Here is a 13,771-nt window from a genome sequence, read left to right on the forward strand (position 1 = left end):
CATCCTAAAAAGGATGACGCTTTTTCTTATTATACCTCTGTTTCACGGCGGCGCATAAACCATACTGCCCCAGCTACAAGTAGTAAACCAACAAAGACAAGAGCTGTTTGATTTGCTCCATCTGTTTGTGGTAATTTACCTTGTGCTCTTAGCAGCGCTTCTAAGCGTGCTGTGTCTGCCTTGATTTGATTAATATCAATCGCTTGGGCTACCTCTGCCTGTTGGTCTTTAGATAGCTTACTATATCTATTAAGGAAATCTTTATAGGCATCTAACGTATCTTTTGTAGCGTTAGATGGATGATATGGTGGTAATTGCTTCCCTTGATCAATCACATTTTGTACTGATGTACCACCATTATCAGGGGTCGTTGGTTTGTTAGGATCTGTCGTTGGCTTACTTGGATCCACTGGTTTATTTGAATCTGTGTTCGGCTTATTTGGATCTACCGGTTTAGTTGGATCTGGATTTGGATTATTTGGATCTACTGGTTTAGTTGGATCTGGGTTTGGCTTATTTGGATCTACCGGTTTAGTTGGATCTGGGTTTGGGTTATTTGGATCTACTGGTTTAGTCGGATCTGGGTTTGGATTGTTCGGCTCCACTGGTTGTCCTGGATCTGTTGTAGGTGGTGTCGGCTGTATTTTAGCCTCACATGTATTACCTACTGTAACTGTCCCAATAATGGTATTACCATTCTCCCTAACTATATATTTACCTGGTTTGATCAATGAGTGGTTAATCTTAATTTGCCCTTTGCTATCTGTAACAAATTCTATTAACCCATTCTCTTCTACCGCTTTACCATTTTCATCTGTAAACGTAACTTTCACACCTTCACGTGGCTGACCATACATATTGTTGATTGTTAATGTGAAGTTTGGACAAGCTGGAGCAATAGGTAATTCAGCTTTACAAGTTTGTTTATAAGAAACTTCAATTTCGCCTAAATAAACTTTGTTGTCGTAAACCTCGTACTTTCCTGCAGGTACATCTTCAGAAATAAATGTAATACTACCATCTGCTTCTATTACTGTTGAAATAATGTTACCTTGTTTATCTTTAATGACAACATCTTTACCAGCCTTAACCAACACATTATTTTCATCTTTCAATGCTACAGTAAAGCGCTCGCAAGCCGGTTTTGGTTGAACCGTTGCTTGACAATGAATATTACTTGCGAAATCGCCAATTTTATTGCCATCCTTATCAAATACTACGTAAACACCTGGTTCTAAATCTTTTAATTCTACTTTACCGTCTTTTGTTTCTTCAGTAGCTACCGTCTTGCCATCTATATCTTTAATTGTTACTTCCGTTTTATCTGCTACTAATTCTCCATCAACATCTTTGACCGTTAATTCGAATGTTTCGCACTTCGGTGCTTGTATAATTGTAAATTCATAATCGCAGCTTTTCTTGTACGTTAGTGTGACTGTACCTAAGAATTGATTACCCTCATACAATGTATATTCACCAGGTTTTACACCATTAGTAGGATCGTTTTGATTGGATTCAACAATAAACTTACCTGATGCGTCAGGAGATACCTTTGTCACTACTGTAGTACCTTGCTTTAATGTTAATTCTAAAATATTAGTACGAATATTACCTTGATCATCTTTCACAACAATTGTGTAGTTTTCACATTTTGGTACTGGTTGAACCTCAGCTTTACATCCGCCGTCATATTTCACTGTTACCTTCCCTAATTCACCTTCAACTGAATGAGTTACTGTATACTCACCAGCAGTAAAATGATTCGGTAATGTCACTTTGCCATTTGTTACTGTGTACGGCGCTGTTTCTATACCATTGTGATCCTTTAATGTAACTGTGCCTGTTGTAATGGAATGACCATCAACATCCTTAATCGCTATTTCAAATTGTGTACAACTACCACCAATGATTGGTGTTGTATTGACAAGTTGTGTAATGAAGTCTGGTTGCTTATCTAGTGTCGTGTTTTCATCTAACTTAAATTTAAAGTCAGACATTTTACTATAACCAGTTGGTGCAGCTACTTCACGAATAAGATAATCGTTGTACGGTACATTTTCAAATGTGAATTCACCATTTACATCTGTAGTAGCTGTTTGGATAATATATTCATTCGGTTTTGCAGTTTTTTTAATAAGTTGGAATTCAACACCAGCTAAATTTTCTTTAAATTGGCCTGTAGCTGAATCGATACCAATCTTTTTAAATTTAGCACTGCCTCGTGTTGACGTAAAATCTGATTCAGAGCTACTAAAGCTAAATTTATCCTTATAGTCGCTCTCTGTTTTTTGATTAGCTTTTGTTTGACCCGTATAATGCAATGTTGCTGTATTTTCCAATGCATCCCCAAATTGACCAAAGCCTATTGTTTTATACTGTACTTGATACCCCTTTTGATTTAAATCAGGAAATTCGAGGCTAAAGCCACCTTGTGTATCGAATGTGACCGTTACCCCTAATTGCGAAGGTGTTTGCCAAGTAGTTCCTTTTTGAATACCAGTTTTAGATACTGTATATGGTGTTAATAGAATACTACTTTCCAATAACATTAAATTATTACCTGGTAAATCTGTTAAGATGACATTTTGACCTAAATTAGAATGAGATCTATTCACATCTAATGTCCAAGTAATTGTTTCTGTATTCGCGTTTTGTTGTGGTGTATTTTTTGTCACTAAATTATTCGCTACATCCTCGTCAATCGTTACTGGCTTTGATTCAAGCGTAAATTCTTGCGTACCTTTTGTTTTAAATGTGGCATCATTCGTGTAAACATTCCCTCTATCAGTAGCCGTATCAGAACCAATACCTAAAATATGATCGTCATCCATTGTGTTATAACGAACAACGTATGCTTGGTAGTTTATGTCTCCTGCTAAGGAATCACTGAATTTTAATGTAAAGCCTTTATCTGATTCAGCCGAGATTGTGTAATTACTCGAGTTAATCGGTGTAGTACCAATCGTTCCACCTGTATCACTACCACCTAAGTCAGTTAAAGGTAATACTTCAATTGTTCCTGGTAAATACTTATGTCCCTCACCAACTGTATCAATTAAAACGGCTCCATTAATATCCTTTTTATTGATATTCACTTTCACATCCCATGTAAATCGCTGCGTGGAGTAGTTAAAGGTTCCCGATTTGCTGCCATTGTTAACAGTAGTTGACTGTGGGATATAACTCGTTGAAGATGACTTTTTATATGTTTTACCGCCACTAGTCCACTCTGTAGCAGCTGTATTGCCATACCCTTGCTTTTGTACAGTACCCTCATCACCAATTGCGAAGCTCGTTTGATAAGTGATAGTTGATGTACTACCTGCTGGTACATTAATACCTGAAATTGTAAAGCCTTTTTTCTTATCTCCATCAATTAGAATATAAGTTGTTGCTATACCATTAAGCTTTACAGTGTTATCTATTAACTCATGCACCCCATCTGCAGCACCTGCTGTAAATGTATCTGTTAGTTTTAGGTTGTTAATTGGTTTAGTTGGATTATCAGATATAATGTCGACCGTCCATGTAATTACTTTTTTATCAAAATCAACTGTATATGATTTTTTTAATAAGTTTTCTGTAAGTGCATAGTCTATATTCTTCTCTTTACCTGAACCACTTGTCACACTATTGTTAAACAGACCTGCTTCATTTTCATAAAAATCCTGTTTAGTATAGTTCGCATCATACACTATTGTATAGGCATCTGAAATACCGTTATCAAAGGTTAATGTGAAACTTTTAACATCTCCAGTTGCAGGAGTAGGAGTAATAGTAAATCCACTTGTTACTCTATTAGCTTCCGAAACTGTTGTCGCCACATTGCCAGCCGCATCATTCATTTTATATACTTTAATGCTTGATGCATCAATTTCGTGAGGACCTTGGATTGTATCTTCAATATAGGCATCAGCTTGATCGATACTTAACAGATTATGATTATAATCAATACGCCATTTTGTTTCATAGTTTGTATTGCTCACTAGCTTTTTATCTAGTGCTTTACCATACGTAATGGTGTGAGTAGCCGTATTAGAAGTTTCTAGTTGCCCATTGTTAGTAAATAGTACCTTGTTATGAAAGTTAACTGCACCATCACGTTTATCAGCATCTAATGTTACAGACGTTTTGTACGTAATTTTATATGCATATTTACCAGTCAACTTACTTTCAATATCGCTCCAACTACCATTTGTAAGAACATTCGTTTCAGTACTTGTTCTTACACCATTAAGACCAACCACATATTGATATACATTCACGGAATTAGCCATAATTTCATGTGATGTTGGATCGTCTGTCAAAGTTGGATTGCTTAATGATTTACCCGCTTCATTAACCCATACTTGCCATTCCATTTCATGGTTACCACTTGCTGTTGGTGTAGGAGTGCCTAGTTTTGACTTACTTACCTTTTTGTTGCTCGTTGAAGGTAAAAAACTAAATTGAGCTTTAATTATCTCACTACCACCAGTGGCTGCTGGAATTTCCAGCTCTTGCTCAATGTTATCAGAAAGGAGGTTAAATCCAGAATTAAATGTAATGCTTAATTCCTCCGGTTGAGAGCTGCCTGAGCCTGGTTCCATACCGCTTAACTCTACACGTACTTTATTATCTGTAGTTACATAATTATATGTGATACCGTTCACTGTTCTGCTTCCTGTAAATGCCCCATCAAAGTCAATTAATGATTGCGGCAGTTGGAATTCAAACCAGCTCCCGTCTCCCCATGCTTCGCCTTGACTATCTTGCATTGGTACGGAAAATTTAACAGTGAAGTTAGCTGTTGTATTTGGATCTAGCTCTGTACCAAATTCACCTGCTCCAACCGTTGTTCCACCAATTTTCATCACAAATGATGATAGTGAAGCTGGAATTTCTTGAGCCGCTAATGGTGCCTCATTCATTGGCAATGTTTTCACAGGCTCATCTGCTGCTTTTTCTTCTTCAGGAGCCTCGCCCTCAGGAGCTTGCTCCGTGTTTTCATTTTCCGATGGAGTTGTAGAAAGGTCTTCTTCACCTGTGTTGTCTTCTGTCAAATCTGTGCCATCGTCGACAGGCGTAGATAGGTTTTCTGCCATTCCGGCCTCCGCACCATTGTCATTTGCGACTGGTGGTGTTGAAAGGTCATCTGCTGCAAATGCTGACAGTGGACTTAGTAGTGTTTGGAACACTAACAACATGGTCAGCATAGCAATGTTCATTTTTTTCCTCATGTCTCTCCTCTTTTCTAATAGATAGAGAGCTTGAATTGTTTGCTATGACGATAGCTTCCTTTCACTGTTTAGGAAAGGCGTGCTACAAACAATCAGTTGCTCCCTCTTTCCTAAAATTAACTTGTCACTCTTGTGAATAAAAGCCAAATTGTATGCTAACATAGGTCATAAGAATTAACAAATTATAGCCTTTTTCACTTTTTATTTTATAAGCACTACTTTTGTGACACCTACAATAATTGGCCTCACCCCCCTTTAGGATTTTTGTTCCATTATAACTAGGGGTCCTGAACAAATTCTAAACAAATCATGTATACATACAAAAAAGCAGTAAACAACGCTCTTATTTGAACGTGTTTACTGCTTTGTTTATTCTTATTTTATTTGCTGTCTTCTCTTAACAGTGTTAAGATTTGTTTTTTAATAGTTGAGTGAATAGAGTCATCCTCTAAGAAATCTAATGGAAAATAGATTTTATGGTCTCGTTTCATACGACCTGAAATGGAATCAACGATGATGGATTCACGCGAAAGCTCTCGTAGCTCGCCATTTTTCATTTCTAGAAAAATCGGCACACGCACCTCTTCCTCCCCAGGTCTATAAAAATCATAGGGCAAATCTGCCGTTGTATCATGAACAAGATAATAATCTGGATTCAGGTCTGCTTGCTTGAAAAGCTCTTGTAGTTTTTGATATTTATCTAGCTCAACACCGGGATCTAAATCAATGTATTGGAATAGCTTACGATTAACAAAGCGTCGACTTAAATCACTTAGAATAGCATCCCCCTCTTGCATCCATAGCTGAAAATATGTAAAAAGTATACTCTCATCTAAAGCAAGATAATCCTCTAATGTAATAGCATTGCGAAAAAATGCTAAGAAGTGAGTAGGTTCATGCTTAAATGTATAACCTTCTTGGCTTAATTGTTTAACTCTTTTTAAAATATTATTTAAAATAACTTCCGCACTCCGTGACACAGGGTGGAAATAAATTTGCAAGTACATTTGATAGCGGCTCATAATATAATCTTCCACTGCATGCATGCCTGTTGCTTTAATAACCACTTGGTTTTTACGTGGACGCATTACTCTTAAAATCCGCTCCATATCAAAGTGACCATAGCTGACACCTGTAAAATAAGCATCACGTTGTAAGTAATCCATACGATCCGCATCAATTTGGCTGGAAATTAAACTGATGACTTGCTTATTCGGATATGTCTTTTCAATCACTTGCGAGACCTTTTCTGGAAAATCATCTGCTACTTTTCTTAAAACAGCATTTACCTCTGTATCCCCTAATAAAATTTGCCTTGTATAGTATTCATGATCCAGCTCGAAGACATTTTCAAAGGCATGTGAAAATGGACCGTGCCCTAAATCATGCAAAAGGGCTGCACATAATACTAATAGTCTTTCCCCTTCATCCCAATCGGGACGACCGACGAAGATATCATCTACTATGCGGCGTACAATTTCGTAAACACCAAGTGAATGACTAAAGCGGCTGTGTTCCGCCCCATGAAATACTAAAAATGTGGTACCTAGCTGACGAACTCTGCGTAAACGCTGAAATTCTCTTGTACCCACTAAATCCCATATCACTTGATCGCGAACATGTACATATCGGTGAACAGGGTCTTTAAATACCTTCTCTTCTTGTAATTTAGCGTTTGCATATGTCATTTGGATAGCACCTCCATTTTGTGATAGTTCTATTATATGCCATAAATCTAGGACTAGCATACTTATTAACTTTTTTCTATAGATACTAACAACCTTTTTTCGCCATATGCCTATTTATTGTAAATTTCTATTGATCTAATATTCACAGCAACTTAAAAATATACAAAGCAAATGCTATACCTAATATGTAGAGATAGCAAAGTGTTGAAAAACAAAACAATGGCATTTTTATGAAAGATGAGAGGTGGGAAAGATTTTCCGTTCAACAAAATTTAGCAAAGCTTTCACAAATCAAACGAAGGTGATGGTTGTTGAAATCAATCACTTCTCCACATTGAAAATTAAGAGGCTATCCTTTCTTTAAAAATAGAAATCATGGACTATTTTATTCACTACTAGTATGTAAGACAAAAAAAGACACTTTTGTAGTACGGTTGATTAGAGTGACGTCTCCCTGGAAAGGACGCTGGCGGAACGGAAATCACCTCCTCACCTTGCCAAAAGGTCATTTTCTACTAATGACATTATCTTTTTTCAACAACATGAAAAGCTATCCCTAACAAATAGAGATAGCTTTTTATTTTACTTATTCTTTAATTTTGCTAAAACCTTTTCCATTAGTTCGTCTTCTGTTAGTGCTGCAACAGGGCGACTATTTACAAAGGTGAATGTTTTTTTGCGTCCTGGGCCACAATAAGAATGACAGCCAATTTCGATGGTTGCATCAGGATCGATTTCCTTTAATTTTGGAATTAACGTCTTTAAGTTAACGGCCTGACATTCATCGCAAACTTTAAATTCGTTTGCCATTTTGTCAACAACCCTTTCTATATAGTATTTTTTCAACACAATATCGCTCTATTGAACACATGACCTTCACATATTTAAGTATGCAGCATGTGCACAAACCTACATCGGGTATTGTATCGTACTTTTCCCCTTCTATTCAAGCATAATTCCTTCTACATAGATGAATAAAAGGTTAAAAGATTGGTCATGCTAGTCTTACATAACAAGTTCCAAATAAAGGTGGGAGGATTTTAAGATGAGTAAAATAAGACAAGATGCTTGGTTACAAGAAAACGATGAATTATTAGCAGAGGCGGTTATTCGTCATGTGACGGAAGGTAGCACACAGCTCAATGCTTTTGAAGAAGCTGGTGATGCATTAAATCGTACTGCTGCAGCCTGTGGTTTCCGTTGGAATGCGGTTGTTCGTAAAGAATATGAGGAACAATTAGCAGAGGCTAAAAAAGAAAGAAAAGAGAGAATGCGAGTGTTAGGAGCACCAGCGAGACGTCGTGCCTCTAGTATGTTTACCGTGAATAATAGTGCTGCGGAAGGAAAATCAATTCCGCTATCTGCTCTTTCTCTTGATATTGTGATAGCTTATTTACTACGTTTACAGCATTCTGGTGAAGTAGGAAATGAATCTTCAAAATGGAGACAGCTAGTACATGTAACATCTGAGAAAAATAAAAAACTAGAGAAAACTATTACAAAACTAGAGGAAGAAAATCGAGCAATCCGCAAAGATTACGAGCAGTTTGTTCAAATTATGAATCGTGCTCGACGTCTTGTAACACTGGATGAAGAAGAAGAGCGAATTGCACCCGTTTTCAAAATGGAGAAAAACGGAAATCTCGTAACAAGTGGCCCAGTTTATCAATCAGAAAATGGCGATGCGCTAAATTAGCAGCATCGCTTTTCCCTTTTATGTTTCATATAATCAGCCTATTATTTTCGTTCAAGCATTTTGGCATTACGCTCAAATACTCGCTGTAAATAGAAACCGTATAATATTAATTCTTCATCATAGAAAGATTGTGGACGAACTTCCTCGGACAACTGATGAAGTAATTGCTGTAGACGAATAACCACCCCTTCTACTGTTAAATCGGGGTCAACAAGCTCTGATAATGATGCCATCACTTCAGGTACGATTTGAGGATAAATAAACTTTGTCTCCTCTTGTCGCAAGCTTACTTCATAAAAGTCACGAATGAGTGCCGCACGTTGTGAGCCACTTCCTTCAATACATAAATAAATTTGCACAGCCACTCCTTGGCGTAAGCGTCTTTGGGATATACCAGCAAATTTTTTCCCCTCAATACTTAGATCATAAGAGCCAGGGCAATAGGAGCCTACAATTTCATAAGCTTCTATTTTATCAGCTACTTCTGGAAACAATCCCTTCACAAGGTCTACCATCACATCATAGCCATCGTTTATACTAAGCGACTCTGATTGTTCAGACAATACAATAGAAATATTGAGGACTCCTTCATCTAGCACAACTGCTAATCCACCAGAGTTACGAACGATTGGATGATAGCCTCTAGACTCTAGTAAATCCATACCTTGCTGAACATACGGCAAACGATGATCTTGAATACCAAGCACAACGGATGCCTCATGGACCCATGTACGAATAGTTGGCGGAGAAGTTAATTGTCCAACTAATTGGCACAACGTATCATCCGTTGCAAACGATTCTAATGGTGATCGTTGCTTGGCACTAATGGATTGATCATAAAAACGCCAAATTGGCTGTTGTAAAATACTTTTCATATTGATACTCCTCTAGTCACATATCTTCTTCTTAGAATACATCATCTTTAGTTGGTGTCAAATTCGTGAATTACTGTCATGAACTTAGGGATTTTGTACAAACTATGATAAACTAATTTTGAATGGTATTCACTTATAAAGGAGTGTTTCAATAATGAATGAAGCAGCAATTACATTAGATGGATGGTACGCTTTACATGATTTCCGCTCAATCGACTGGGCTTCTTGGAAACTTGTTTCTGCAGAAGAACGTCAAGCAGCAATAGAGGAATTTATTGCTTATTTAGAAAAATTGAACGAAGCAGATATCGCTAAAACAGGCGCTCATGCCTTTTATGCTATCGTGGGTCAAAAAGCTGACTTTATGGTTATGACATTGCGTGAAACAATGGATGAACTACAAGAGATTGAAGCAGAATTCAATAAATTAGCAATTGCTGATTTTACAATTCCTACATATTCTTATGTATCTGTTGTGGAGCTTTCAAACTATTTAGCTGGCGAATCAAATGAGGATCCTTACCAAAACCCACATGTACGTGCACGTTTATACCCAGAACTTCCACGTGCCAAATATGTATGCTTCTACCCAATGGATAAACGCCGTCAAGGCAACGATAACTGGTACATGCTATCAATGGATGAGCGTAAATCATTAATGCGTTCTCATGGAATGATTGGTCGTGGCTATGCAGGTAAAGTGAAACAAATTATTACTGGCTCAGTAGGCTTCGATGATCACGAATGGGGCGTAACACTATTCGCAGACGATGTATTACAATTCAAAAAATTAGTATATGAAATGCGCTTTGATGAAGTGTCTGCTCGCTATGGTGAGTTCGGTGCATTCTTCGTCGGAAACCTACTTGATAACGATAAATTAGTTAAGTTCTTAACTGTTTAATACACATAGAAAATGCGAGTCCTCCACAACGGACTCGCATTTTTAAATTTCGTTTTCTTCAGCATTCTCAGATTCAAATATTAAAATAATGATGTGAATAAAGAACCCAGTAAGAACCATGAGAAAAACTAAATACCAATTATATGGTTGATGATAGTATTCTGCTATCCCAACTGCTAAAAAAGCACTGATGATAATGGCTACAAACATACTAAAAATACGCATGAAAACGCTCCTTCTTGAAAGCAAAAATAAAGTCACTTTTAGTATGTCTCGCTCTATCTTTAATATACTTGTAATATAAAAAAGTGCCATCTCTCTGCGATGACACTTTGTTCATTCATCCATTCAATTTTTGCATACTTCCTCAAGAGTGTTCGTCCTTTACTTTTAAAATCAAAATAACAGTTTGAATAAAAAAACCGATTACAATTATGACAATAAAGAGATACCAATGGAGCGGCTGTCCATAAAACTCGCCCAATAGAAAAGCCAGTACCGCACTTAATAAAATTCCAAACCAAACTCCAATTTCCATAAGTACTCACCTCACATGTATTGAATACACATGCAAATCATCCATCTCACATTCCCCTAATTCTATCTTTTTCTATTTACCCGTTTTGACTAAAAGACTATCGGATCTTGTAGCGTTTTCAATTATTTTCTAGGCACTTATCGTTATGATTACTATATGCATAGTAACTTTAATGTGTGATTGTCTTTCTTATCAAAATTGAACATGTCTACAATACCCTCGTGCATATACTGTCTGCGAGGAGGTATGAAAATCGCTGTTATCAAGACGAATGATGCACAGACTGCCCTACTAGCAAGGCTAATGCGTGCCGAAGCAGAAGGTGAAGGAGAGCTAGGCATGCTGATGGTTGGGAATGTTGGCGTTAATCGTGTAAGAGGTGACTGTTTAGATTTTGGTGATATTCGAACGATTGAGCAAATGGTTTATCAGCGTCCGGGAGGCTTTGAAGCAACACAAAAGGGTTATTTTTATCAGCGGGCCCGTGAACAAGACATTCGTTTAGCGAAAAGGGTGATTCAAGGGGAAAGATTTCATCCAGCTACTCGCTCCTTGTGGTTTTTCATGCCAGCGGGGGATTGTCCCGCACAATGGTATGGTCAATGGAATACTGGCAGATTCAAATCTCATTGCTTTTTCTCGCCATCTGAACAAGATTGTCCTCAAATTTAAAAAGAAAGTAGGTTGATAATTGATGATGCCTTATTATTGGACACCAACAACGCAACAACAAATGACTCCTCCTCCAGTCACTCTTCCGAGCGGACGACCACCTGGTCGTGAGGAGTCCTATATAGAAAATATTTTACGTTTGAATCGCGGAAAACCAGCTACCTTCCATTTTTCTTTCGAACATGCTGTGGAACAGGGAAAAAATACAAAAACTGTTCGTGGTGTGGTAGAAGCCGCTGGTCGTGATCATGTCATTATTCGTGAACTAAAATCCAATCATCGCTTCCTATTCCCTATGATTTATTTCGATTTTGCTGAATACGATGAGGAAATGGCTTACTTTAATCAAAATCCATAATGCCATCTTGTAATGTAAAAATCCGCTATACGCTCACTGACAAAAGTCGATGAGTGTAGGCGGATTTTTATCATTCACTATATTTAGTGCTCTTTTAGATACGTTAAAGTTGCTTTCCCTAAAGTTTTCGCAGCTATTAGCATGGCACGTTCATCAAAATCAAAGCGTGCATGATGATGTGGATAGGCAGTTTCCCATTCCGGCTTTTTAGCACCTGTGAAGAAGAAAGTACCCGGTACCTTTTCTAAATAATAGGCAAAATCTTCCCCAATCATAAACGGTGGACATGTTATTACTTGCTCCACACCTGGAACAGTAGACGCCAACTGTGCTACAAACTCTGTTTCTTTTTGATGGTTATATACAGGCGGATAACCTCTTGTATAACGATATTCATAGCTTGCCCCAAATGCCAGACATGTCGCATTTAAAACTGCTTCTAGTTCCTGCTCCATTTGTGAACGTACTTCTTCTTCAAAGGTACGAATTGTTCCTGCTAAAATCACTCGATCCGCAATCACATTAAACGGATTAATAGCCTCCAAATGACCAATTGTTAAAACAGCTGATTTTAATGGATCAATGCGTCTTGAAACAAGTTGTTGAGCATTGACCACAAATTGTGAGGCAAGGGTAACAGCATCGATGGAATGATGTGGCTCTGCGCCATGACCGCCTTTCCCTTGAACCGTGATTTCTACTTTATCCGCAGCTGCCATAATGGCTCCATCCTTCACTAAAATTTCTCCTAGTGGTATAGGCGCCCATAAGTGCGTACCAAAAATAACATCTACGCCATCTAAACAACCATCCTCTATCATCGGCTTTGCGCCACCTGGTGCTACTTCCTCTGCATGCTGGTGAATAAACACCACATTGCCTGTTATTTCATCCTTCATCGCATTGAGTGCTTTAGCTAGCCCAAGCAATGTTGCTGTATGACCATCATGTCCACATGCATGCATTTTTCCAGCTACTTTAGATTTATAAGATACATCATTTTCCTCTTGTATCGCTAATGCATCAAAATCAGCACGTAATGCTACTGTCTTACCAGGTTTTCCGCTACATAATATAGCTACTACGCCACGTCCCCCTACTCCTTCACGAACCTCATGACCCAATTCTCTATGAAAAGCAGCTATATAGGCTGGCGTCTCCACTTCCTCAAAGGATAATTCAGGGTATTCATGTAAATGACGACGAATCCCTACCATTTCATTATAGTACCCATCTATTAATGCAAATAGTTTTTCCATACTACATAACCTCTCTTTTTGTATTTTCGAAATATTGCAAGTAATATTAGTAGTGTACTATAAATTCTTACAAAATGAATAGGATTTAAATCGCCAACGTAAAAAATTCGTTTATAACAAAAAAACTCTCCTACAAATAATGTAAGAGAGTCTTAACTTTAAATTAGCGAGCATGTTTTAAAGCAGATAAAATAATGAGTAACCATCCAGCTAAGAATAGGACGCCACCAATTGGTGTAATGGCACCCAATACTTTAATTCCACTTATCGCCAGTACATATAAGCTACCTGAGAAGAACACAATGCCCAGATTAAAGAAAATACCTGCTACATTTAATTGCTTTACTTCACCTAATAGTTTAGAGCTCATTAATAGACCAATGACCAGCAGCCCTGTTGCATGAAACATTTGATATTGAACAGCAGTCTCCCAAATTCCTCGGCTATATTCATCTAATATTTCCTTTAACGCATGTGCACCAAATGCACCCAATGCCACTGCTAATAGGCCATGAAGAGCACCTGTCACGATGAATCTTTTCATTTCTCGTACCCTACCTTT

At 37.7% G+C, this 13,771-nt stretch carries 12 protein-coding genes; 4 read left to right on the forward strand and 8 right to left on the reverse strand.

Features of this window, described 5'->3' with window-relative positions:
* Positions 1–29: 29 nt before the first annotated feature.
* From CRI88_RS05560 to CRI88_RS05570, 3 genes are all read right to left on the reverse strand, one after another.
* Complete coding sequence (locus tag CRI88_RS05560) at positions 30–5,219, reverse strand: collagen binding domain-containing protein (RefSeq protein ID WP_058844319.1); 5,190 nt, start codon at positions 5,217–5,219, stop codon at positions 30–32.
* Between the two features lie 380 nt (positions 5,220–5,599).
* Positions 5,600–6,907, reverse strand: a complete 1,308-nt coding sequence (locus tag CRI88_RS05565) for an HD domain-containing protein (RefSeq protein WP_080717019.1) — start codon at positions 6,905–6,907, stop codon at positions 5,600–5,602.
* Between the two features lie 582 nt (positions 6,908–7,489).
* Positions 7,490–7,717, reverse strand: a complete 228-nt coding sequence (locus tag CRI88_RS05570) for a YuzB family protein (protein WP_036117359.1) — start codon at positions 7,715–7,717, stop codon at positions 7,490–7,492.
* Between the two features lie 235 nt (positions 7,718–7,952).
* Between CRI88_RS05570 and CRI88_RS05575 the strand changes: the two genes are divergently transcribed.
* Complete coding sequence (locus CRI88_RS05575; RefSeq protein ID WP_036117361.1) at positions 7,953–8,603, forward strand: RsfA family transcriptional regulator; 651 nt, start codon at positions 7,953–7,955, stop codon at positions 8,601–8,603.
* A 41-nt stretch (positions 8,604–8,644) separates the two neighbouring features.
* On the opposite strand, the gene CRI88_RS05580 is transcribed toward CRI88_RS05575, so the two are convergent.
* Positions 8,645–9,478, reverse strand: a complete 834-nt coding sequence (locus CRI88_RS05580) for an octanoyl-[GcvH]:protein N-octanoyltransferase (RefSeq protein ID WP_058844320.1) — start codon at positions 9,476–9,478, stop codon at positions 8,645–8,647.
* Between the two features lie 154 nt (positions 9,479–9,632).
* Here CRI88_RS05580 and hemQ point away from each other — a divergent pair, with 154 nt between their 5' ends.
* A complete protein-coding gene (hemQ, locus tag CRI88_RS05585) occupies positions 9,633–10,382 on the forward strand; it encodes a hydrogen peroxide-dependent heme synthase (protein WP_036117365.1) in 750 nt (249 codons plus the stop codon).
* Between the two features lie 42 nt (positions 10,383–10,424).
* Here the strand turns inward: hemQ and CRI88_RS05590 are convergent, their stop codons facing one another.
* Positions 10,425–10,607 (reverse strand): hypothetical protein, encoded by a 183-nt coding sequence (locus CRI88_RS05590; protein WP_036117367.1) that lies wholly within the window; start codon positions 10,605–10,607, stop codon positions 10,425–10,427.
* 142 nt (positions 10,608–10,749) lie between these two features.
* Entirely contained in the window at positions 10,750–10,920 is a 171-nt protein-coding gene (locus tag CRI88_RS22425) for a hypothetical protein (RefSeq protein WP_170829838.1), read from the reverse strand.
* Positions 10,921–11,166: 246 nt separating this feature from the next.
* Between CRI88_RS22425 and CRI88_RS05595 the strand changes: the two genes are divergently transcribed.
* Entirely contained in the window at positions 11,167–11,592 is a 426-nt protein-coding gene (locus CRI88_RS05595) for a cell wall hydrolase (protein ID WP_036117377.1), read from the forward strand.
* A gap of 22 nt (positions 11,593–11,614) precedes the next feature.
* Entirely contained in the window at positions 11,615–11,950 is a 336-nt protein-coding gene (gene gerQ, locus CRI88_RS05600; RefSeq protein WP_004227629.1) for a spore coat protein GerQ, read from the forward strand.
* An 83-nt stretch (positions 11,951–12,033) separates the two neighbouring features.
* Here gerQ and CRI88_RS05605 read toward each other — a convergent pair whose 3' ends face one another.
* Together CRI88_RS05605 and CRI88_RS05610 are read right to left on the reverse strand one after the other, a co-directional pair.
* Positions 12,034–13,209, reverse strand: a complete 1,176-nt coding sequence (locus CRI88_RS05605; protein ID WP_058844321.1) for a M20 family metallopeptidase — start codon at positions 13,207–13,209, stop codon at positions 12,034–12,036.
* 163 nt (positions 13,210–13,372) lie between these two features.
* Positions 13,373–13,753, reverse strand: coding sequence for a DUF423 domain-containing protein (locus tag CRI88_RS05610; RefSeq protein WP_036117383.1), 381 nt, complete (start codon positions 13,751–13,753; stop codon positions 13,373–13,375).
* Positions 13,754–13,771: the final 18 nt, after the last annotated feature.

The organism is Lysinibacillus fusiformis (genome assembly GCF_002845985.1).
Taxonomy (GTDB): domain Bacteria; phylum Bacillota; class Bacilli; order Bacillales_A; family Planococcaceae; genus Lysinibacillus; species Lysinibacillus fusiformis_D.